Origin of the sequence: Streptomonospora nanhaiensis (assembly GCF_026642255.1) — a bacterium.
GTDB lineage: Bacteria > Actinomycetota > Actinomycetes > Streptosporangiales > Streptosporangiaceae > Nocardiopsis > Nocardiopsis tropica.
Genome location: NZ_CP113264.1, coordinates 6924236 through 6945815, shown reverse-complemented (window position 1 = coordinate 6945815; position 21580 = coordinate 6924236). Strand labels below are relative to the sequence as shown.

Below are 21580 nucleotides of genomic sequence, written 5' to 3'. Positions count from 1 at the left end.
GCGTCCGTCGGGCCCGGGCTCAGCCGGCCTGGATCTCCCCTCCCGTGGGGGCCAGGGTCTCGCCCGAGTAGTACGACGACAGGCGGTCGCTGGCGAAGAACACGTACGACGGGGCGATCTCGTCGGGTTCGGCGGCCCGCCCCATCGGCGCCTGCTCGCCGAACCCCTCGGCGCCCTTCTCCCCGAGCGTGGCCGGGATGAGCGGCGTCCAGACGGGGCCGGGAGCGACGCAGTTCACCCGGATGCCGCGGTCGCGGAGCACCTGCGAGAGCGAGAGCGACAGGTTCATCACCGCGGACTTGCTCGCCGCGTAGTCGATGAGCGAGTCGTTGCCGCGCAGACCGTTGATCGACCCGGTGATGATGATCGAGCCGCCGTCGGGGATGTGCTCCAGCGCCTCGCGGACGGTCCAGAACACCCCCATCACGTTGACGTCGAACGTGCGGCGCAGCTGCTCCGTGGTCAGGTCGGTGAACTGCTCGACCGGCGACTGGGTGGCGGCGTGCTCCACGAGGACGTCGATCCCGCCGAGTTCCTCGACCGCGCGGCCGACCAGATGGGAGCAGAACGACTCGTCGGCCAGGTCGCCGCGGATCCCCACGGCCTTGCGGCCCTGTTCCTGGACCAGGCCCACGGTGTGCTGGGCGTCGGCGTCCTCACTGAGGTAGCCGAAGACGACGTCGGCCCCCTCCTTGGCGAACGCCACGGCCACGGCACGGCCGATCCCGGAGTCGCCCCCCGTGATCAGGGCGCGCTTGCCCTCCAGCAGACCGCGCCCCTCGTAGTCCCTCATCTCGTCCCTGGGCTGCGGATCCATCGGCTCGGTACGCCCCGGGTACGGCTGGCTCTGCGCGGGAGGTGGGGTCTCGGACATGGGCTTCTCCTCTCTCTGGCGCCTCGCGTGGGGCTCCTCCTACCCGGCTCCGAGCCCCTCCAACGCGGAACCCTTTCCCCGGTTCGGGCATCCGCGGACACGTCCGCGCGGGGCGGTGAACTCCCCTCCAAAAGCGGGACAACCATGTTTGGGGGTGGAGCGGCCCGGTCACCGTGAGTGGAGAAACCCCTTATGTCAGCACCTGAGGTCTCACCAACGGAGGACTTCCATGGACGACGCACGCACCGAGAAGGACCGTCGGCTCGATTCGGTGAGGACCGATTCCGCGCAACCGCTGACCACGGAGACCGGCGTGCGGGTGGGCGACACGGACAACTCGCTCAGGGCCGGCGCACGCGGCCCCACGCTCCTGGAGGACTTCCACGCCCGCGAGAAGATCACCCACTTCGACCACGAGCGCATCCCCGAACGCGTCGTCCACGCGCGCGGGGCGGGGGCCTACGGCCGCTTCCAGCCCTACGAGGGGCTCTCCGACCTCACCGCGGCCCACTTCCTGAGCGGTCCGGACGTGACCACACCGGTCTTCGTGCGCTTCTCCACGGTCGCCGGGTCGCGGGGCTCGGCCGACACGGTGCGGGACGTGCGCGGGTTCGCCGTGAAGTTCTACACCGAGCAGGGGAACTACGACCTCGTCGGCAACAACATGCCGGTCTTCTTCATCCAGGACGGCATCAAGTTCCCCGACTTCGTCCACGCGGTCAAGCCCGAACCCCACAACGAGATCCCGCAGGCGCAGTCCGCGCACGACACCCTGTGGGACTTCGTCGGCCTCCAGCCCGAGACCACCCACATGATGATGTGGCTGATGTCGGACCGGGCGATCCCGCGCAGCTACCGGACCATGCAGGGGTTCGGCGTGCACACCTTCCGGTTCGTCAGCGCCGAGGGGAGGGGCACCTTCGTCAAGTTCCACTGGAAGCCGCTGCTCGGCACGCACTCCCTCGTCTGGGACGAGGCGCAGCGCATCCAGGGCAAGGACCCCGACTTCAACCGGCGCGACCTGTGGGAGGCCATCGAGCGCGGCCAGTACCCCGAGTGGGAGCTGGGCGTGCAGCTCGTGGCGGAGGAGGACGAGCACGCCTTCGACTTCGACCTGCTGGACGCCACCAAGATCATCCCGGAGGAGGAGGTGCCTGTCCGGCCCATCGGGAAGATGGTCCTGGACCGCAACCCGGACAACTTCTTCGCCGAGACCGAGCAGGTCGCCTTCCACACGGCCAACGTGGTGCCGGGGATCGACTTCACCAACGACCCGCTGCTCCAGGCCCGCAACTTCTCCTACCTCGACACCCAGCTGCTGCGCCTGGGCGGCTCCAACTTCCAGCAGATCCCCGTCAACCGGCCGGTGGCGCCGGTGAGCAACAACCAGCGCGACGGCTTCGCGCAGCACCGGGTGCACCGGGGACAGACCTCCTACTACCCGAACTCGCTGGGGGGCGGCTGCCCCGCGCCGGCCGACGAGGGCGTCTACCGCCACTACGCGGAGAAGGTCGAGGGCGGGAAGATCCGGGTGCGGAGCGAGAGCTTCGCCGACCACTACTCCCAGGCGACGCTGTTCTACAACAGCCTCGCCGACTGGGAGCGCGAGCACCTGGTCGCGGGGTTCCGCTTCGAGCTGGGCAAGTGCGAGGAGCTCGCGGTGCGCCAGCGTGTGGTCGCCAACCTCAACCACGTCGACCACGAGCTGTCGGCCCGTGTGGCCGAGGGGATCGGGGTGGAGCCCCCCGAGACGGAGGGGACGCCCAACCACGGACGCTCCTCACCGGCCGTCAGCATGGCCAACACCGCCTTCGGCTCGCTGACGGGCCGCCAGATCGCGGTACTCGTCGCCGACGGCGTGGACGCCGCCGCCGTCCACGCGTTCCGGGACGGCCTCGTCTCCGAGGGCGCGGTGGTGGAGCTCCTCGCCGCGACGGACGGCGCGGTGCGCGCCGGCGCCGGGGACCCCGTCACCGTGGACCGCGCCTACACGACCGTGTCCTCCGTCCTGTACGACGCGGTCGTGGTGCCGGGAGGGCCCTCCTCCGCCGAGTCCCTGGAGCAGGACGGCGTGGCCGTCCACTTCGTCCTGGAGGCGTACAAGCACCACAAGGCGGTGGCGGCGGTGGGCGAGGGCACGCGTCTCCTCGCGTCCCTGCCGGTCCCGGAGGGGACCTTCGCACCCGCCGGGGGCACGCGCACCGAGCTGGGGGTCGTCGTGTCGGAGACGGCGGGCGACGACTGCGTCGCGGAGTTCGCGCGGCTGGTCGGGGGACACCGGATCTGGGACCGGCCGACCGCGGCGGTGCCGGCCTGACGAGGGGAGGGACGACGACACCATGAAGGTGGGCTTCAAGCTGTTCGCCGAGGGCTTCGGGCCCCGCGAGATCGTGGAGCAGGCGGTCCGCGCGGAACAGGCCGGTTTCGACTTCGTCGAGGTCAGCGACCACTTCCATCCGTGGCTGTACAGCCACGGCCACTCGGGTTTCGTGTGGTCGATGCTGGCCGCCGTCGCGGAGCGGACCGAGACCATCGGCCTGGCCACCGGGGTCACCTGCCCGATCCTGCGGGTGCACCCGGCGATCGTCGCGCAGGCCGCCGCCACCACCGCCCTCCTGTCCGAGGGGCGGTTCAGCCTCGGGCTGGGCTCGGGGGAGCGCCTCAACGAGCACGTCGTCGGCCGGGGCTGGCCCAACGTCACCACGCGCCACCGGATGCTGCGCGAGGCGATCGACATCATCCGGCTGCTCTGGTCCGGCGGCTACCACTCCTACGAGGGGAAGCACCTGGTCCTGGAGGACGCCCGCGTGTTCGACCTCCCCGACGAGCCGCCGCCGATCATCGTGGCGGCCGGGGGCGAGCAGGCCGCCCTGCTCGCCTCGGAGCTCGGCGACGGGTTGTTCTGCACCGAGCCCGACAAGGCGCTCACCCGGGCGTACGGCGAGAGCGGCGGCGTCGGCCCGCGCTACGGCGAGGTGCCGCTGGCCTGGGCCGCCGACGAGGTCGAGGCGCTGGACTCGGCGCGCGAGGTCTTCCGCTTCGGCCTGCTGGGGTGGAAGGTGCAGGCCGAGCTGCCCAACCCGGTGAACTTCGAGGCGGCCACCGCCCTGATCGGCCGGGAGGCGATGCGCGACGCGTTCGGCTACGGACCGGACCCGGAGCGCCACCTGGAGGCCGTGCGCCAGTTCACCGAGGCCGGTTTCGACCACCTGTGCCTGGTCAACGCGGGGCCGGACACGGAGGGGTTCTTCACCTTCTTCGAGGAGGAGCTGGCCGGGCCGATCCGGCGGTTGGGCGGTCGGGCCGGCCCGGCGGCGTGAGCCGCGCGGCCGGGCTCCGGCGGCCCCGGGGTGCGGGCCTCCCCGGGGCCGCCGTGCGTCCCGCGTCGGCCCGCTCCGGGGGCGGGGCCGGCGCCCCGCGCCCGGAAGGTGCCCGGCCGCGCACGACGGGCCCGGAGGGCGCCGCGCCTACCCGCGCAGGCCCCGCCACCAGAGGAGGAGCCGGTCGAGCAGGTCGCCCTCCTGCCCGTCCTCCTCCCCGGCGGACGACCGCCGGCCGTCCCGGTGCCGGGACGCCGACTCGTCCCCGGCGGCCGGATCCGGGGCGGAGGGCTCGCCCGGGACGAAGACGACGGGCAGCTCGCGCAGTCCGCGCAGGAACGGCGAGGGCGTCCAGCGCAACTCCTCCGGGTCGACCGCCAAGCGCATGCCCGTCAGCCTCTCGTGCAGGATGGTGACGGCCGTCGCCGCGATCATCTTGGCCATCTCGCGCGCCGGGCAGGCGTGCGCACCCGCTCCGAACATCAGGTGTGCGCGGCTGCCGCTCGCCACCCCCGTGCCGTCGTCCTCGCCCCGCCGTACCGCGGGGTCGCGGTGGGCGGCGTCGAACCCGATCAGCAGGGCGTCGCCCGCCCGGACCTCGGCGTTGCCGATGCGCATGTCCTGGAGGGCGAAGCGGGCGGGGAGGATCTGGAAGGGCGTGTCCGTCCACATGACGTGGTCCAGCAGTTCCTGGACCGGCAGCCGGGCGTCGGTGTACGCCCCGCGGATGCGGTCCTCCGTGAGCAGTGTGCGCAGCGTGTTGCCGATGAGGTGCGTCGTGGGCTGGTGGCTGGCGTTGTTGATGAGGGCCGCCTGGTGGGCGACCTCGTGCCCGCTCAGGCCCGAGGGGTGCTCCAGGATCCACGACACCAGGTCCGGTCCGGGGTGCTCGCGCTTGCGGTCGACCAGCCCGGAGAAGTACTGGTGGACGCGGCCGATGGCGTCCTCGCCCCGCTTGGCGTCCTCGTCGAAGATGAGGGCCGTGAGGTCGCCGAGCATGTGCCCGTAGCTGTCGGAGAGCCCGTACAGCCGGTTGATCACCAGCACGGGCAGCGGGTTGGCGTACTGGGCGACGAGATCGGCTCTGCCCTCGGCCACGAAGGCGTCGATCAGTTCCTCGCAGAGCTGCCGGACCATGCGCGAGGTGGCGGCCATGTCCACCCTGGCCAGGGCTTCCACGACGGCTCCGCGGAGCCGCGTGTGCTCGGCCCCGTCGGCGTAGAGGACGTTGGGGCGCCAGGACAGGGCGGGCCGGGCCGAGGCGAGGTCGACGCGGCCCTCGGCCACCTCGCGCCACCGGCGGGTGTCCCGGGAGAACATGTGCGGGTTCTGGAGGACGGTGAGGTTCTCGTGGTAGCCGAGGAGCAGCCAGGCCCGTACCCCGGTCTCCAGTTCGACGGGTGCGACGGGGCCGTGCCGTTCGCGCAGCGCGGCCCAGAGCGCGTCGCGCCCGGTGTCGGGCGTGGTCCCGTACAGGCGGGTGATATCGGCCGGGCACCCCCGGGGGGGCATGGAGCCGGGGGCTCCGGGCGGGGCGGTTTCGTCGCCGGGGCGGGTGGTCGTCATCGGGGTCGCGGTACCCGGGGGTCACGGGAGCCGCTTCCCTCCCTTCGAGGAGACGTTGTGTTTCTTTGGTGTCGGGGGAGGGGGAGCGGGGACGGTCTCGGCCGCAGGCGGGAAGGGCGGGCCGTGGCCGGGTTCCGGGACCGCATTCCCCGGAGGCGTGGCGACCGGGGGCTGAGATCCTGGTCGTGGCATTCTAGGAGGGTAATAGATCTGTTTTCAACACCCTCAGAAAAATGCGCGGATCAGGACTTTCGGCACCAGGATAAAACGGCCAGAGAGAACAAATGTATTTTATATGCCGTTAATGCGTTTTCGGTGGCACACGGGGGTTTCGTGGCCGTGGGCGGGCCGGTCCGCTGCCCCATCCTTCCACGGGGCCCGGACAGTTCCGGATCTCCGGCCGGCGCCCCCGGGAAAGGTCCCGCGAGGAGCTGTCGGAACACCCCGATTTGTCACTGTCGTTCCGTAGTGTTCTCCATGTGAGCGATCGATGGAGTACCGACGACGTATGGGCGCTGGCTCCGGACCCCTCCTCCCAGAAGGCCGCGATCAAGGTGGCCAAGGGCGGGTCCTGGCCGGAGCGCGGGGTGGTCGCCGCCCCCTCGGGCGGCGCCTCCGCCGTGTGGGGCGAGTGCAAGGGCAGCGGTTCCAAGCCCTACCTCGCCGCCGTCCACCTGGACGGTGACGGCGGCCCCGCCTTCAAGTGCAGCTGTCCCAGCCGCAAGATCCCCTGCAAGCACGTCCTGGCCCTGCTCGCGCTGTGGGCCCAGGACGACGTGGCGGTCCGGGCCGAGAAACCCGAATGGGTGGGCTCCTGGCTCAACGGCCGCGCGGCCCGCCGGGCCCGGGCCGAGAACGGGGCCCCCGCGGCGCCCGCCGACCCCGCCAAGGCGGCGCAGACCCTCCAGAAGCGGGAGGAGGCCGTCGGCGCCGGACTGGAGGAACTCCGGACCTGGCTGTACGACCAGGTCGACGCGGGCCTGGCCGAGGTGCCCAAGCAGGGCTACGACCACTGGGACCGCATGGCCAGGCGCCTCACGGACGCCAAGGCGCGCGGAGCCTCCACCCTCGTCTCCCAGCTGCCCTCCGCCGCCAGGGGGGACCACTGGCCCGAGCGCGTGCTCGAACAGCTCGGCCTGCTCCACCTGCTGGTCGTCGGCCACCGGGCAGGGGACGCCCTCGGGGAGCGCACCCGCGGGGCGGTCCGCGCCAGGGTCGGGATCACCACCCGCGCCGAGGACGTCCTCGCGGGCGGCGAGCGGGTCCGCGACACGTGGCGGGTCCTGGGATGGCGCGACGTCGCCACCCCCGAGAACGACATGCGCGCACGCCGGGTGTGGCTGCGGGGAGCCGGGACCGGGCGCACCGCCCTGTCCCTGACCTTCGGCCGCGCCGGGGAGGCGCCCGCCACCGCCTTCCGGGTCGGCACCGAGGTCGCCGCCGAGTTCGCGTTCTACCCCGACGGCCACCGCGTCGTCCCCCTGGGCGACGGTGACACCGGCCCGGCGCCGGAGCCCGGGGGCGGCACCGTCGCCGAGGCCCTCGACGCCTTCGCCGCGGTCCTGGCCGAGGACCCCTGGCAGGACGCCTGGCCGGTCGTGCTCGACCGGGCCGCCCCCGCACTCCCGGCCGGGGGCGGCGACCGGTGGCACCTCGCCGACCCGACCGGCGCCGCCCTCCCCCTGGCCTCCCCCGACCCCTGGCGCCTCCTCGCGGTCACCGGCGGCCATCCGGCCACCGTCGCCGCCGAGTGGTCGCCCTCCCACGGGCTCACACCCCTCACCGTGTGGGACCGGAACGGAAAGGCGGTCTCCCTGTGACCGGCACGACCGAACCCCTCGACCCCCTGGCCCCCCTCACCGCCGTCGACTCCTGGGACCGCCTGGTCTCCGCCGCCCTCGTGGGCACCTCCCGCCGGGCCGTGCCCGACACCCCCGACCTGCCCTCCACCCCCGCCGCCGAGGGAGCCGAGACCCTCCTGGACAGGGCCGCCCTGGCCGCCGTCCGCCGCGCCGCCGGGTACACACCCGCCGAGGCGACGCCCGTCGCGCCCGACGCCCCCGACGAACGCCCCGAGGTGGGGCAGGCCGCCACGCGCCGGCTGGAGGGCATCCTCGCCGGACGCCTCCCCCTCCTGCCCGAGTGGCTCGAACTCGCTGCCGCCCGCGGGAGGCGGGCCGCCCACTCCAGCGTCCCCGCCCTCCTCGACCAGGGGGCGCGCGACAGCCGGCTGCGCCCCGCGCTCGCGGCGGCCGTCGGCGGACGCGGCCACTGGCTGGCCCGGTTCAACCCCGGTTGGGAGTACATGCTGGGCGAATCCGTCCCGGGCGACCGGTTCGACCGGCACGAGTGGGAGCAGGGGAGCCCCGCCCGGAGGCGACGCGCCCTCGCCGCGCTGAGGACCACCGACCCCGACGCGGCCCGCGAGCTCCTCCGGGGCGTCTGGCCCGACCTGGCCAGGGCCGAGCTCCGCCGCCGGCTCCTGGAGGCGCTCGCGACCGGGCTGGGCCCCGCCGACGAGGAGTTCCTCGAACACGCCCTGGACGACCGGGGCGCCAACGTGCGGGGCCTGGCCCTGTCACTCCTCACCCGGCTGCCCGACAGCGCCCACGCGCACCGCCTGCGCGGCCACGTCCGCGAGTACGCGTCGGCGGGCGACAACGGCGGGCTGCGGGTGGAGACCGTCCACACCCGGCGCGACGACATCCACCGCGACCTCGCGCTCGCGGCGCCCCAGCAGCAGCCCGAGGGCAAGAACGAGCGGTCCGAACGCCTCTGGGCGCTCGTCACCCACGCCCCGCTGGACGTGTGGCCCGACCTCCTCGGCACCGGCCCCTCCGGGGTCCTGGACGCCGCCACCGACTCCGGCGACGCCGAACTGCGCGACGCCTTCGTCAACGCGGTCGTCGTCCAGGAGGACACCGCGTGGGCGAGGGCCGTCCTGGAGGCGATCGGCCCCCGCGTCTCCCACCGCTCCCACGCCCACACCCGCGGGGCGTTCCAGCTGGAGAAGCTCCTGGACCTGCTGCCGGTCGAGGAGCGCTGCGCGCACGTGCAGGGCGTCCTCAACCCCGGGGTGGGGTTGGAGCGCTGGGGCGAGATGCTGCGCGCCACCCGCGGTCCCTGGACCGCGGCCCTGTCCGAGCAGGTCGTCCGGCGCCTGCACCGGCCCGGACGCGGACGCGACTCCTTCGGCTACCGGGAGGTCTGCGAGGCCGCGGCCGAGCACATGCCCCCCGAGCACCTCGCCGGCCTGAGCACCGAACCCCCGTTCGACGACACCGCGGACGCCTACCTCCGGCTTCGGGACACCCTCCGATTCCGACTCGACATGCACAAGGAGCTCTAGTTGACCACCTCCGCCATCAGCACCGACGCGGCCCAGGCCATCCGCCCGCACGCCGAGCAGACCTACGCCGCCGAACTGGAGGCGCTGGCCAAGGCCGACGACCGCCGGCGCCCCCCGGGCTGGCGCCTGTCCCCGTGGGCGGTCACCCAGTACCTGCTGGGCGCCACCCTCGACGACGGCACCGAGATCACCCCCAAGTACATCGGCGCCCGCCGGGTCGTGGAGGTCGCCGTCGCCACCCTGGCCACCGACCGCGCGCTGCTCCTCCTCGGCGTCCCCGGAACCGCCAAGACGTGGCTGTCCGAGCACCTGGCCGCCGCCGTCTCCGGCGACTCCACCCTCCTGGTCCAGGGCACCGCCGGGACCTCCGAGGAGGCCGTCCGCTACGGCTGGAACTACGCGCGGCTCCTCGCGGAGGGGCCCTCCGAGGCCGCCCTCGTGCCCAGTCCCGTGATGACCGCGATGGCGCGCGGCTCCATCGGGCGCATCGAGGAGCTCACCCGCATGCCCTCCGACGTCCAGGACGGCCTCATCACCGTGCTGTCCGAGAAGGCCCTGCCGGTCGCCGAACTCGGCATCGAGGTGCAGGCCCGGCGCGGGTTCAACATCATCGCCACCGCCAACGACCGCGACCGCGGCGTCAACGACCTGTCGAGCGCGCTGCGCCGCCGGTTCAACACGGTGGTGCTGCCCGTCCCGGACAGCGCGGAGGACGAGATCCGCATCGTGACCCAGCGCGTGGAGCAGCTGGGACGCTCGCTGGAGCTGCCCGAGGTCCCCACCAGCCTCACCGAGATCCAGCGGGTCGTCACGGTCTTCCGCGAACTGCGCTCCGGGGTCACCGAGGACAACGGCACCAAGGTCAAGTCGCCCAGCGGCACCCTGAGCACGGCCGAGGCCATCTCGGTGATCACCAACGGCATCGCCCTGGCCGCGCACTTCGGCGACGGGAAGCTGCGCGCCGCCGACGTCGCCGCGGGCATCCAGGGCGCCGTCGTCCAGGACCGCGTGTCCGACGGCGTGGTGTGGCGCGAGTACCTGGAGACCGTCGCGCGCGGCCGCGACGGCTGGGGCGAGTTCTACCGCGCGTGCCGTGAGGTGGGCGCCTGATGGGCCGACCCCGACTGGACACGAGCGGGCTGCACGTCCTCGGCGTGCGGCACCACGGCCCGGGTTCGGCCCGGGCCGTCCGGGCGGCCCTGGAGGAGATCAAGCCGGACGCCGTGCTGATCGAGGGGCCGCCGGAGGCGGACGCGCTCACCGCACTCGTCGGCGAGCTGGAGCCGCCGGTGGCGCTGCTGGCCTACGTGGCCGACGCCCCCGCGGGGGGCGGGAAGGCCCCGGCCGGGGGCGGCGGGGAGGAGAAGGCCGCGGTCGAGGACCGGCGGTCGAGGGACGGATGGGCGTTCTGGCCGTTCGCGAGCTTCTCCCCCGAGTGGGAGGCCCTGCGCTACGCGGTGGCCAACGACGTCCCGGTGCGCTTCTGCGACCTGCCCGCCGCGCACACCCTCGCCGAGCGAACGGCCGGGGCGGAGGACCACGGCGCCGGGGCGGACACGGAGGCCGGCGCCGGGGAGCCGGGTGAGGGCGCCGACGGCTCCGGGATCGAGGAGGCCGTCGGCGAGCCCGAGCGGGTCCGCCTGGACCCGCTCGGCGTCCTCGCCGAGGCCGCGGGCTACGACGACGCCGAACGCTGGTGGGACGACGTCGTCGAGCAGCGCGGCGACGGGGAGCCCTCCCCGTTCCCCGCGATCGCCGACGCCATGGCCGCGGTCCGCGCGGAGTCGGGCCCCGAGGAACCGCGCAACGCCCGCCGTGAGGCGTACATGCGCCAGACCCTGCGCGCCACCCTCAAACAGGGCCACGAGCGCGTCGCCGTGGTCTGCGGCGCCTGGCACGCCCCCGCCCTGCGCGACCTGGCCGACCACCCGGTCAAGGACGACGCCGCCCTGCTCAAGGGCCTGCCCAAGGTCAAGGTCACCGCGACCTGGGTGCCGTGGACCCACGGCCGCCTGGCCTCGGACAGCGGCTACGGCGCGGGCGTGTCCGCGCCCGGCTGGTACCACCACCTGTTCACCGTCGCGGACCGCCCGGTGCACCGCTGGCTCACCGACGCCGCCCGCATGCTGCGCGACGAGGGTCAGGGCGTGTCGTCCTCGCACGTCATCGAGGGCGTACGGCTCGCGGAGAGCCTCGCCGTGCTGCGGGGCCGACCCCTCGCCGGGCTCGACGAGGTGTCCGAGGCGCTCACCGCCGTCCTGTGCGAGGGCGAGCCCACCCGGGCCGCCCTCGTCCACCGGCGGATGGCGATCGGCGAGCGGATGGGAGCGGTGCCCCCGTCCACGCCCATGGTCCCGCTCCAGCGGGACCTGGTCGCCGCCCAGAAGCGGCTGCGGCTCAAACCGGAGCCCTTCGACCGCGACCTCGACCTCGACCTGCGCAAGGACAACGAGCGCCGGCGCGGCGTGCTGCTGCACCGGCTGCGGATGCTCGGTGTGGGGTGGGGCGTTCCGCGCACGCCCGACGGCGGGCACAAGGGGACCTTCCGGGAGTCGTGGCGGTTGCGCTGGGAACCGGAGATGGACGTGGCGCTGATCGAGGCCAGCCGGTGGGGGACCACCGTGGCCTCGGCCGCCGCCGCCAGGGCGGTCGACCTCGCCGGGGAGGCGACGCTGCCGGAGCTGACCTCGCTCACCGAGCAGTGCCTGTTCGCGGAGCTGGGCGAGGCCCTGCCCCGGGTCCTGGCCCTGCTCACCGACCGGGCGGCCACCGACAGCGACGTCACCCACCTGATGGGCGCGCTGCCCCCGCTCGCCCGGTCGGCCCGCTACGGCGACGTGCGCGGGACGGAGAGCGGACACCTGCGCACCGTCGCCGAGCAGATCCTGCGCCGCGTCTGCGTCGGGCTGGCCCCCGCCGTGCACGGCCTGGACGACGACGCGGCGGAGCGGTTCGTCGGGCGGATCGACGAGACGCACACGGCGGCGACCCTGCTCGGCGGGGAGGGCGCCGCCGCCTGGACGGCGGCCCTCGTCGCCCTCGCGCGGCGGGACACCCTGCCCGGACGGATCGCCGGCCGCGTCAACCGGATGCTGTCGGACGCCGGGCTGGTGGACGACGACGAGCTGCGCCGCCGCCTCGGGCTGGCGATGTCCCCGGGCGCGGAGCCCGCGACGGCCGCCGCGTGGCTGGAGGGGTTCCTCCGGGGCAGCGGACTGATCCTGGTGCACGACGACCACCTGCTGGGGCTGATCGACACCTGGCTGCTCGGCCTGCCCGAGGAGCGCTTCACCGTCGTGCTGCCGCTGCTGAGGCGCACCTTCGGGTCCTTCCAGGGGCCGGAGCGGCGGGAGATCGGGGCGGCTGCCGCCCGGATCGGCAGGGCGGCCCCGGCCGCCGGCCCCGCGGCGGTCCGCGCGGACGTGGACGTCGAACGCGCCGCCCCCGCACTGGCCGCGGCCCTGGCCATCCTCACCACCGGAAGGAGCCACACGTGAGCGTCACGGATGAGCGGGAGCGCCGCTGGCGGCTGGTCCTCGGCCGCGAGGCGCAGTGCGCGGGCGGCCTGAGCGCCGCCGACCAGGGCATGGACGGCGCGCTGGAGGCGCTGTACAACCGGGGCGACGCGGACCGGGGGGCCGGGGACGGCCGGCGCAGCGCCGGCCTCGGCGGCTCGGCGCCCCGGGTCGCACGGTGGCTCGGCGACATCCGGGAGTACTTCCCGACCTCCGTCGTGCAGGTGATGCAGAAGGACGCCATGGACCGGCTGGGCCTGCACCAGCTGCTCCTGGAGCCGGAGATGATGGAGGCCGTCGAACCCGACGTGCACCTGGTGGGCACCCTGCTGTCCCTCAACCGGGTCATGCCCGACGAGGCGCGCGAGTCCGCCCGCGCCGTGGTGCGCCGGGTGGTGGACGACCTGGAGCGCAGGGTGGCGCAGAAGACCCGCTCCGTGGTCCAGGGGGCGATCGACCGGTCGGCGCGCACCCACCGGCCGCGCCGGGTGGCGGACATCGACTGGAACGCCACGATCCGCCGCAACCTCGCCAACTACCTGCCCGAGCACAACACGATCGTGCCGGAGACCCTGGTGGGGTACGGACGCCGCAGCCGGGGCGTGCAGAAGGACGTCGTCCTGGCGATCGACCAGAGCGGGTCGATGGCCTCCTCGGTGGTGTACGCGAGCGTGTTCGGCGCCGTCCTGGCGTCCATGAGCACCCTGCGCACGTCGCTGGTCGTGTTCGACACCGCCGTGGTCGACCTGACCGAACAGCTCACCGACCCGGTGGAGGTGCTCTTCGGCACGCAGCTCGGCGGCGGCACGCACATCAACAAGGCGATCGCGTACTGCCAGGGGCTCATCACCAAGCCCGCGGACTCGATCTTCGTGCTGATCAGCGACCTGTACGAGGGCGGTGTCCGAGCGGAGATGCTGAAGAGGGTGGCCGCCATGCAGGCCGCCGGGGTCCAGGTGGTGGTCCTCCTGGCCCTGTCGGACGAGGGCGCGCCGTTCTACGATCGCGAGAACGCGTCGGCACTCGCGGAGATGGGGGTCCCCGCGTTCGCCTGCACGCCGGACGTGTTCCCGGAGCTGATGGCGGCCGCGATCCAGGGACAACCCCTCACGTCCTGGGTAGAGAAGCACCAGGACGCCTGATCCGGGCGGGCGGGGCCGTGGCGGTCCCCGCCCGCCTGTCACCCGTCCGGGGTGGGGAGCGGTGACCCGATCGTCACAGGCAGTCGCGTTGGTGTGGGTTATTCCTTTACATTGCCTGCTTGCGGGAATACTCTCTCCGTGTCGGCTCCCTTCGAGCGAGGAGACCCCTCGAAACTCACGAAGATCACCGACGGATGCGAGAACAGGAGCTGTCCGGCTGTCTATGAAACCGATCGCGGAACCCTCGTCGTCCAGGGCTACGTACTCTCCGACCCCCAAGCCCTGAAGCAGATCGGCCTTCCTGAGGGCGAGTCCGCGGTCGAGGTGCCCACCGAGTTGTTGAGGGGGGTCCGTGCCGTCTCTGACTAACGCGGGCTTCGACGAACTGTTCGACGGGACGACCAAGAGCGTCTTCGGGTTGGAGACCCTGCCGGTCTACAACCCGGTGTCCGAAGCCTCGACGCTGGAGTCCTACCTCGCAGGGGAACCCTGTCCGAGGGCGGGTGTCACCACTCCCTACATGCAGGAGGTCAAGGACCAGACGAGCCGTGGCATCCGGCGTTACCGGGTCCATGTCGTCCACGGCCCCCTGACGGACTACCTCCGCTACGAGATGGAGTGGGGGTACGCCTTCACCTCCCGGGCCGGCGAGGAGATCCTCATCCTCGACACCGCCGAACACGGTCGGCCCGAAGGGCTGCTCGACGAAGACTTCTGGTTCTTCGACGAGACCCATGTGGTCCGCATGGACTACCGGGACGACGGCGAATTCCTCGGCAAGGAACTCCTGGTGGAGCCCGATCTGGAGCACTACCGCGCCCAACGCGATCTGGCTGTCGGCCAGGCCGTACCCTTCAGGGAGTATTGGAGCGCGCATCCGCAGTACCACAGGGACTGATGACCACACCTGAATCCTTTGAACGCATCCGTGCGGAGTTGGCGGAGGACCTCCGCCGACTCCGCACGGATGTCGGCATGTCCGGTGTGACGGCGGCGACGCGCCTCGGCTGGAGCCAGTCCAAGATCTCCAAGATCGAGACGGGCAGAGCCACCCCCTCCTCGGACGACGTGCGGCAGCTGGTCGGGCTGTATCGACCGGGCCGGGACGAGCGTCTCGCCCTCGAAACGCGGGTCGCGGAGCTGAACGACCGTTACCGCTCGCTGCGCATGCTGCGAAAGCGCGGACTGGAGCACGAGCAGCGGGGCATCAAACGCGTGGAGTCCTCGACGACCCTCCTCCGGGTCTTCGAGCCGAGCACCGTTCCGGGGCTGCTCCAGACGGCCGAGTACGCGCGGGCCGTATTCAGCCGCCCCCTCTCCTGTGCCGGAGTCGACGTCGCCCGGGCCGTGGCTGCCAGGCTCGACCGGCAGTCGGCGCTGTTCCAGCCCGAGAGGAGCTTCCACTTCGTCATCACGGAGGCTGCGCTTCGTTGGCGCATGGGTGGGACGGCGACCATGACCGCCCAGATGGACCGCCTCGCCAACCTCTCCACCCTGTCGAACGTGCGCCTCGGCCTGCTTCCGTGGAGGGTCGAGGTTCCCGAGTTCCCGAACAACGGCTTCGACATCCGTGACGAGCGCGAGGTCGCGGTGGAGAACTTCACGACGCACCGGGTGCTCACGGACGCCAGGGACATCGATTTCCATCTGCGCATGTTCGCGTACTTCGCGGACGCCGCGATCTACGGCGACGAGGCGCGCGCCTTCCTCGCGGAACTGACGCGCGAGCACGCCTGACCCCTCCCCTTCACGGGACCTCCTTCGGGTCTCCTTGCTTTGCGGCCACAGAACTATTCCCTGTTGTGGCTAGTTTCTTGGAATAGTCTCCTGCTTGGTTCCTCCGACTGCGATGCGCGGAGGAGCCACCGTCGTGAGCATGACGACTCTGACCGAGAAGGGAGTCCGCATGACCGACGAACCCGGTCCTGGGGACCTGGCGGTGCTCGTACCCGCGGCCTGGAAAGAGGTGTTCCGGAGCGTTCCCCGGGAGTTCTTCATCCCGGACGCCGTCCAGGCGGGTCCCATGGGCGACGAACCGTCGTACTGGGTCGACCGCACCGAGGACCCGGAACGGTGGCGGGCCGCCGTCTACGCGGACACGACCCTGCTCACCCAGATCGCGGACGGGGCCGTGGAACTGTCCGAGGACACGGTGCGCACCGGTGCGCCGAGCAGTTCGAGCACCGCGCCCAGCCTGGTCGGGGAGTTCCTCGCTCTGCTCGATCCCTACCCGGGTGACCGGGTGCTGGAGGTCGGCACCGGGACCGGATGGACCGCCGCGCTCCTCTCCGAACGCCTGGGTGCGGACAGCGTCACTTCGGTCGAGGTGGACGAGCAGGTCTCCAAGGTCGCGGCCGACCACCTGGAGGTCGCCGGGTACCGGCCGAACCTGGTGGTGGGAGACGGGCTCGCCGGGTTCCCCGAGGGGGCTCCCTACGACCGCGTGCACGTGACGTGCGCCGTGCGCGAGGTGCCGTTCGCCTGGGTGGAGCAGACCCGTCCAGGGGGAGTGATCGTCGCGTCGTGGTCACCCGTGCAGGTCCGGGGCCACAAGCTCAGGCTCAGGGCCACGGGAGACCGGGCGATCGGCCGGCTCCACGGCGGAACGGCGTTCATGGTGGCGCGCTCCCAGCGTCCCGGATATCCCTCCCCTCAGGGGGAGTCGCGTGAGTCGGAGGCGCGGCTGGACCCGATGGTGGTGACGAGTGCGGGCCCGGGGCTGGAAATGGTGGTGGCCGCGCTGCTGCCCGGGGTCGTGGTCAACGGGATCGGTGAGGGGGACGACCGGGTGGGGCTGCACGACCCGGTGACAGGCGCGTACGCCCTGGCGATTCGCCTGGGGGACGGGGGCGCGGGGGAGGTCACCGAGTACGGGCCCCGTGACCTGTGGTCGGAGATGGAGGCCGCCTACCTGGCGTGGGTGGGTCTGGGGGAGCCGGAACTGGAGCGGTTCGGGCTCACCGTGGACGCCGAAGGCCGGCAGGTGTGGTTGGACCAGCCGCGCAACCTGGCGCGGTGAGGAAGGAGACGCACGTGGGTGACCACGGCAAAGAGGTGAACTGCTCCACCTGCCACGGGAGGAAGACCATCACGCAGTCCCGGGACGGGAAGGTCGACCGGATCCCGTGCCCGCTCTGCAACGGGACCGGCAAGCAGCCGTGGGGCGCCGGACCGATGGGGCCTCGGCCCTGTCTCCAGAGGACCGAAGGGACGTGCCCGGTGGCGCGGCCCTTCGGTACCGGGTCAGCCCTTCGCGCTGCCGAGGAACGCGTGCCATTCGGCGGAGTCGAAGGTCAGGGTGCCCTGGTCGCGGTTCTGGGTGTCGCGCATGCCGGTGAGCGACCCCTCGGAGACCTCAACACAGTTGTGGGCTCCCGAGCTGTAGCTGCTCTTGTGCCACGGAGCCGACGCCCGGTTCTGCTGAGACATCAGCGGTTCCTCTCATTCAAGGCTCTGATGCTGTCCTCTATGAGAAGTATGCTCTCACGCTTGCCCAGCGCCGCTACTTGGAGCTTGTTGAAGACCAGTTCGTACACTCCGGTGTGCTGCGGACGGTCCCAGAAATCGGAGCTGGTGAGGTCCTCCAAGTAGACGTATGTCGCTTCTACCTCCCTCAGGTTCAAGAGTGTGAAGCCGGTGCCCATAGCGGCGTGTTCTCCAGAGCTGTACGGAAGGATCTGCAGGTCGATGTGCGGTCTCTGTGCGAGACCGTGGAGGTGTTCAAGTTGTTCCCGGAGAACGGAGACGCCACCGATGGTTCGATGCAGAACACCTTCGCCGAGGATGATCGCCACCTTCGGTGGTGAGGCGTCGGTCAGGATCGACGCCCTCTCCAACCTGCCCTGGACGACTTGGTCGATATCGGCGGGTGCGATGGTCACCGAGGTTGAGCAGACCGCAGTGGCGTAGGCGCGTGTCTGGAACGGTGCTGGCACCAGCTCTTCGTAGAAGAACTTCAGTTCACCGGCATCGGCCTCCATGCTCACGTATCCACGGGCGAAGTCCAGGACCTTGCCGTAGGACCCGCGCTTGCGGGCAGACGCAGCCAGGTCGCGGAAGGTCGCAGCCTCGTCAGCACTGAGCTTGAAGAGCTTCACGAGTTTGCTCGTCTCGGTGGAAGTCACCGTGCTGAAACCTGACTCGATCTTGCTCACCTTGGACGCGCCGCACGACAGGGCTCGGGCGAGGTCATCCCGCGTCAGGTTGGCGCCTTCCCGAAGTCGTCGGATCTCCCTGCCCAGTTGAAGGCGGAGAACGCGTGGTCCGGGAGTCGTCAAGGTCGATCACCTATCCCTTTTGCTGTCTAAGGTCCGCTTTGGATTGCCTTGCCACCAGGTTCTTTGCGCTTAAGTGGAAATTCTACTTGACTTTCTCCTGGCAAGCAGGTCTCCTGTTCACAGTGAGTATTCCACCTGTTGCGCTTCGGTGTGAGTGTTCGGGAGATTCTCGGTAGCTCCGAACGTCCCTTGCGCATCCGGGTGGGCCTGTACGTCTCTTCCAGGAGGGCTGTCATGGCTGGTGAACGGCGGATACATGCTCGTGCGGACATGGGCGGGGAGGGCTCCGACCCATGGGTGCGTTTCGGCACCCGGGTCCGGGTGGCCCGCGAGAAGGCGGGGGTGTCCCCGGAGGAGGTGACCGAGCGCAGCCTCTTCTCCGTCGGCACTCTGGGTCTGATCGAGGAGGGCTCCCACGTCCCCGATCTCGGTGCGGCGATCGTCCTGGACGAGAAACTCGAAGCGGAGGGCGTCCTGCTCGACGCCTGGGCGCAGACCCGCATCACGACCTCCCTCCAGGCCGGTGCGGACATCTTCGCCCTGACGGAGCAGGTCAACCAGATGCGCTACTACGCACCGCTCGTCCTCCCCGACCCCTTCCTCACCGAGGAGTACGCACGGGCCCTGACCCGCGTCGAGCGCCCCATGGAGGCCCGGCTGGTACTCAGGGACCGGCCGCGCGTCCGCCGGGTGTCCTCCACCTCGTACGGTCCCCCGTTCCACTGCCTGGTGGTGGACGAGGCAGCACTCACCCGGGTCGTCTCCGACACCAGGACCACGCACGACCAGCTCCGCCACCTGTGCGAGCTCGCCGCCTCCGAGGCGGTGACCGTCCAGGTGGTCCCCGACGGCCTCCCCCACCACCCCGGCCTGCGCGGCGCGTTCTGGACCCTGTCCTTCTCGCCCCGCCACACGCTCGCCTACACCCCGCACCCGCGCGGGCCGGGCCACACCGTCACCGACGCCAAGCAGATCAAGGGCTACACGGACCTCTTCGCCACCCTGCAGAGCGTGGCCCTGTCCGCGCAGGCGTCACTGCGCCTCATCGAGGAGGCGGCGAAGCGGTTCGAGGAACCGCCCAAGCGGCAGGCCATCACCGCCGGTTCCGGCACGGGCGGCCTGTCCTCGCTCATCAACGCACCGGCCGCGAGTCGGAACAGCTGATCCACGCGCACGTGCCCCGGCCGGGCACGCGAAAGCCCTGGCGGGTGCAATCACACCCCCAGGGCACGGCCGACGACCCACACCCCTGAACAAGGAGATCGTGGCATGTTCATTCTGCCGCCCCGCCCTGCCCCCGAAGCCCCCGCCGTGGACAACCCGGAACGCCGGTGGGAGCCCCGCCTGTACCCCGGGACCCTCGCCACCACCGCCCGTGTCCGCGCTGATCTGAGCCGAGACCTCTCCCGGCTCCCGGACCTGGACCCGGACCAGGCCGATTCGATCGTCCTGTGCGCCAGCGAGATGTTCGCCAACGCGTGCGACCACGCCAGGTCCGGCGAGGAGGACGGCCGGGTCATCCGCACCCTGACCGGCCCCGACGAACGCACGATCCGGCTGTCGATCATTGACGACGGGTATCGGGACACGGATACCCGCCCCCGCATCCCCCGTCAGCGCACCGCTCAGGAATGGCGGGACGCCGAACGGGGCCGGGGCCTGCTGATCGTCCACCACCTCGCCACCCGGTGGGGAACCTTCCGGGTGGTCGACTTCCCGTTCTGCGAGGGGCTCGGAACCGTCCTGTGGGCCGAGTTCTCCCTGTCTTTCCAGGGTGGAGACGTCCGATGACCGTCTCCACCGGCCCCTGCACGGGGCGGGCCCTCCACACGTCCCGAGGGCACCAGCACCGCCGTGCCCACACGGGCGGCCCCGTCGAGCCCCCGCTCGCGTCCCTGGGGAGGACCCCGCGGGAACGCGCCATCCTCGCCCAGATGGGGGAGAACCCCCGGGTTCGCTACAGCCTCGTCCACGGCGCGGTGCCCCCGTGGATGGACCTCGCGATCGCCGCCCAGGAGGCCGGACGGCCGTCTCTTCCCGCTGGCGAACCGGCCCCGCCGCGAGTCCCGGCTTCCCGTGCCGGGACGAGTTCGCTGCCGCGCCGCCCGGCGAGCCACCGCAAACCCCGCCGCCGCATCGGCTGGGCTGTGGCCAGCCACGGCCTGGCTGTCCTGGCCGGTGCGATCGGCTGTGGCCTCCTCGGGTTCTTGTAGGCCCGCATCGACGCCGTCACGGCCGTGTCAGACCGACGAGCGACACGGCCGTGTCAGGTCGCATCGATTGTGCCGTGGGTCGACGAGCTGTCGAGAACGCCCTGTGGTTACACTTATTTCAGATATCATGAGTTCGGTGACAGGAGGCCGAGATGGTGAGATCGAGTGTGCTGGGTCGTGCGCCCCGGGTCGAGCCCGGCGTCGAAGACCGCCTGATGGCCGAGCGAGTCGTCAACGGTGCCGCTGACGGCGGTTCGCGGCTGGTGCTGAGGCTGTCCGACGACTCCGAGGTAACCCTGCCGGAATCGTTGGTGAAGATCCTGTTGGCATCGGCCAACGAGTTCTCGGAAGGACACGCCGTCACGGTGTTGGCGTCCGACACGAGTCTGACCCCCACGGAGGTGGGAGAGCTGCTGGGCCTGTCGCGACCCTTCGTCTCACGTCTTCTCGATGCGGGGGACATCCCGTCCGAACGCCTGCCCGGCAGCCGGCACCGGGTCGTTCGACTTGCCGATGTCCTGGAGTTCCAGGAACGGAGGGACAAACGGCGCACCGGTAGACGGCGGATCGCCGAAGAGGTCGAGTCCGCCGAGTTCCCCTACTGAGTGCCAGGTCCCACATGTCCCGGATTTTCGTCGACACCAACGTGCTCTTCCCCTTCTCGGTCATGGATCTTCTCCTGGCACTGACCGAGGACATGGTCCACGAGGTGATCTGGACCGAGAGGCTCCTGGCGGAGTGGAAGAGGGTGATCGTCCGTGAACACCATCGCTCGGAGGGCTCAGCCGAGGCGATCACTTCGGCGATCAGGGAGTACTTCTCCGAGAGCTGCGTTCCCGAGGACGACTACGCCTCCCTGACGGACAAGATGCCCGGTGGCGACCCCGACGACCGCCACCACATGGCCGCCGCGCTCGCGGGACAGGCCCATATGCTTCTCACCTGGGACAGAGGCGATTTTCCCACGGCGCCACTGGCGGAACTGGGTCTGCGGATCGTCGACCCCGACACCTACCTCTGCGAGTTGCTGGACGAGTTGCCGAGAGAGGTGGTCACGACCGTCGTTCGACTGGCAAGGGAGAAGCGCCGCCCTCCCAAGACACCGGAAGACCTTTCGGACGACCTGGCCAAGGCGGGGGTCCGCGAGTTCGCCGAACGCCTCAGAACACGGCTCCGCTTCTACTGAGTCGGTTCTCCACCGCCCACGTGACCGGAGTAAGGACAGGGCGGCCCCGCCCGGCGTGGTGGAGAGGCGCGAAAACCGGTGGCGGTCCGCGGCAGGGCTCGGCTAGTGTCCGGCCCGTGCCCGAATCGGTTGACGTGG

At 71.5% G+C, this 21580-nt stretch carries 20 protein-coding genes; 16 read left to right on the top strand and 4 right to left on the bottom strand.

From position 1 onward, the window contains the following. Positions 1-19: 19 nt before the first annotated feature. Complete coding sequence (locus tag OUQ99_RS30060; protein WP_267947125.1) at positions 20-874, bottom strand: SDR family oxidoreductase; 855 nt, start codon at positions 872-874, stop codon at positions 20-22. Between the two features lie 229 nt (positions 875-1103). Here OUQ99_RS30060 and OUQ99_RS30055 point away from each other — a divergent pair, with 229 nt between their 5' ends. Both OUQ99_RS30055 and OUQ99_RS30050 read left to right on the top strand, forming a co-directional pair. Then, positions 1104-3191 carry a catalase gene (locus tag OUQ99_RS30055; protein WP_267947124.1) on the top strand — a complete coding sequence of 696 codons (2088 nt, stop codon included), beginning with the start codon at positions 1104-1106 and terminating at the stop codon, positions 3189-3191. Positions 3192-3213: 22 nt separating this feature from the next. Next, positions 3214-4194 (top strand): TIGR03557 family F420-dependent LLM class oxidoreductase, encoded by a 981-nt coding sequence (locus OUQ99_RS30050; RefSeq protein ID WP_267947123.1) that lies wholly within the window; start codon positions 3214-3216, stop codon positions 4192-4194. 147 nt (positions 4195-4341) lie between these two features. Here the strand turns inward: OUQ99_RS30050 and OUQ99_RS30045 are convergent, their stop codons facing one another. After that, positions 4342-5760: a cytochrome P450 gene (locus tag OUQ99_RS30045; protein WP_267947122.1), complete on the bottom strand. Its 1419-nt coding sequence runs from the start codon at positions 5758-5760 to the stop codon at positions 4342-4344. Positions 5761-6314: 554 nt separating this feature from the next. Between OUQ99_RS30045 and OUQ99_RS30040 the strand changes: the two genes are divergently transcribed. The 9 genes from OUQ99_RS30040 (at position 6315) to OUQ99_RS30000 (ending at position 16785) form a co-directional block, all read left to right on the top strand. After that, positions 6315-7580: an SWIM zinc finger family protein gene (locus tag OUQ99_RS30040; RefSeq protein WP_267950562.1), complete on the top strand. Its 1266-nt coding sequence runs from the start codon at positions 6315-6317 to the stop codon at positions 7578-7580. Next, positions 7577-9109 (top strand): DUF5691 domain-containing protein, encoded by a 1533-nt coding sequence (locus tag OUQ99_RS30035; RefSeq protein ID WP_267947121.1) that lies wholly within the window; start codon positions 7577-7579, stop codon positions 9107-9109. Before OUQ99_RS30040 ends, OUQ99_RS30035 begins: the two co-directional genes overlap by 4 nt. Continuing rightward, entirely contained in the window at positions 9110-10219 is a 1110-nt protein-coding gene (locus OUQ99_RS30030; RefSeq protein ID WP_267947120.1) for an ATP-binding protein, read from the top strand. Beyond that, entirely contained in the window at positions 10219-12606 is a 2388-nt protein-coding gene (locus tag OUQ99_RS30025; RefSeq protein WP_267947119.1) for a DUF5682 family protein, read from the top strand. Before OUQ99_RS30030 ends, OUQ99_RS30025 begins: the two co-directional genes overlap by 1 nt. Next, positions 12603-13766, top strand: a complete 1164-nt coding sequence (locus OUQ99_RS30020) for a VWA domain-containing protein (RefSeq protein WP_267947118.1) — start codon at positions 12603-12605, stop codon at positions 13764-13766. Before OUQ99_RS30025 ends, OUQ99_RS30020 begins: the two co-directional genes overlap by 4 nt. 138 nt (positions 13767-13904) lie before the next feature. Beyond that, on the top strand, positions 13905-14135 hold the full coding sequence (locus OUQ99_RS30015) for a hypothetical protein (protein WP_267947117.1): 231 nt from the start codon (positions 13905-13907) through the stop codon (positions 14133-14135). Beyond that, positions 14119-14664 carry a DUF6879 family protein gene (locus OUQ99_RS30010; RefSeq protein ID WP_267947116.1) on the top strand — a complete coding sequence of 182 codons (546 nt, stop codon included), beginning with the start codon at positions 14119-14121 and terminating at the stop codon, positions 14662-14664. The genes OUQ99_RS30015 and OUQ99_RS30010 overlap by 17 nt, the downstream gene beginning before the upstream one ends. Continuing rightward, positions 14664-15503: a helix-turn-helix domain-containing protein gene (locus OUQ99_RS30005; protein ID WP_267947115.1), complete on the top strand. Its 840-nt coding sequence runs from the start codon at positions 14664-14666 to the stop codon at positions 15501-15503. Before OUQ99_RS30010 ends, OUQ99_RS30005 begins: the two co-directional genes overlap by 1 nt. A 139-nt stretch (positions 15504-15642) precedes the next feature. Then, positions 15643-16785, top strand: coding sequence for a methyltransferase domain-containing protein (locus OUQ99_RS30000; RefSeq protein ID WP_267950561.1), 1143 nt, complete (start codon positions 15643-15645; stop codon positions 16783-16785). Between the two features lie 224 nt (positions 16786-17009). Here OUQ99_RS30000 and OUQ99_RS29995 read toward each other — a convergent pair whose 3' ends face one another. Beyond that, complete coding sequence (locus OUQ99_RS29995; protein WP_267947114.1) at positions 17010-17195, bottom strand: DUF397 domain-containing protein; 186 nt, start codon at positions 17193-17195, stop codon at positions 17010-17012. Next, complete coding sequence (locus tag OUQ99_RS29990) at positions 17195-18043, bottom strand: helix-turn-helix domain-containing protein (protein WP_267947113.1); 849 nt, start codon at positions 18041-18043, stop codon at positions 17195-17197. Before OUQ99_RS29990 ends, OUQ99_RS29995 begins: the two co-directional genes overlap by 1 nt. Before the next feature lie 297 nt (positions 18044-18340). Between OUQ99_RS29990 and OUQ99_RS29985 the strand changes: the two genes are divergently transcribed. The 5 genes from OUQ99_RS29985 to OUQ99_RS29965 all read left to right on the top strand — a co-directional run bounded on the left by OUQ99_RS29985 (position 18341) and on the right by OUQ99_RS29965 (position 21442). After that, complete coding sequence (locus OUQ99_RS29985) at positions 18341-19207, top strand: helix-turn-helix domain-containing protein (protein ID WP_267947112.1); 867 nt, start codon at positions 18341-18343, stop codon at positions 19205-19207. Between the two features lie 105 nt (positions 19208-19312). After that, entirely contained in the window at positions 19313-19834 is a 522-nt protein-coding gene (locus OUQ99_RS29980; protein ID WP_267947111.1) for an ATP-binding protein, read from the top strand. Continuing rightward, positions 19831-20256: a hypothetical protein gene (locus OUQ99_RS29975; protein WP_267947110.1), complete on the top strand. Its 426-nt coding sequence runs from the start codon at positions 19831-19833 to the stop codon at positions 20254-20256. Before OUQ99_RS29980 ends, OUQ99_RS29975 begins: the two co-directional genes overlap by 4 nt. A gap of 152 nt (positions 20257-20408) precedes the next feature. Continuing rightward, positions 20409-20861, top strand: a complete 453-nt coding sequence (locus tag OUQ99_RS29970) for a helix-turn-helix domain-containing protein (RefSeq protein WP_267947109.1) — start codon at positions 20409-20411, stop codon at positions 20859-20861. Between the two features lie 14 nt (positions 20862-20875). Next, on the top strand, positions 20876-21442 hold the full coding sequence (locus OUQ99_RS29965; protein WP_267947108.1) for a PIN domain-containing protein: 567 nt from the start codon (positions 20876-20878) through the stop codon (positions 21440-21442). Positions 21443-21580 lie beyond the last annotated feature (138 nt).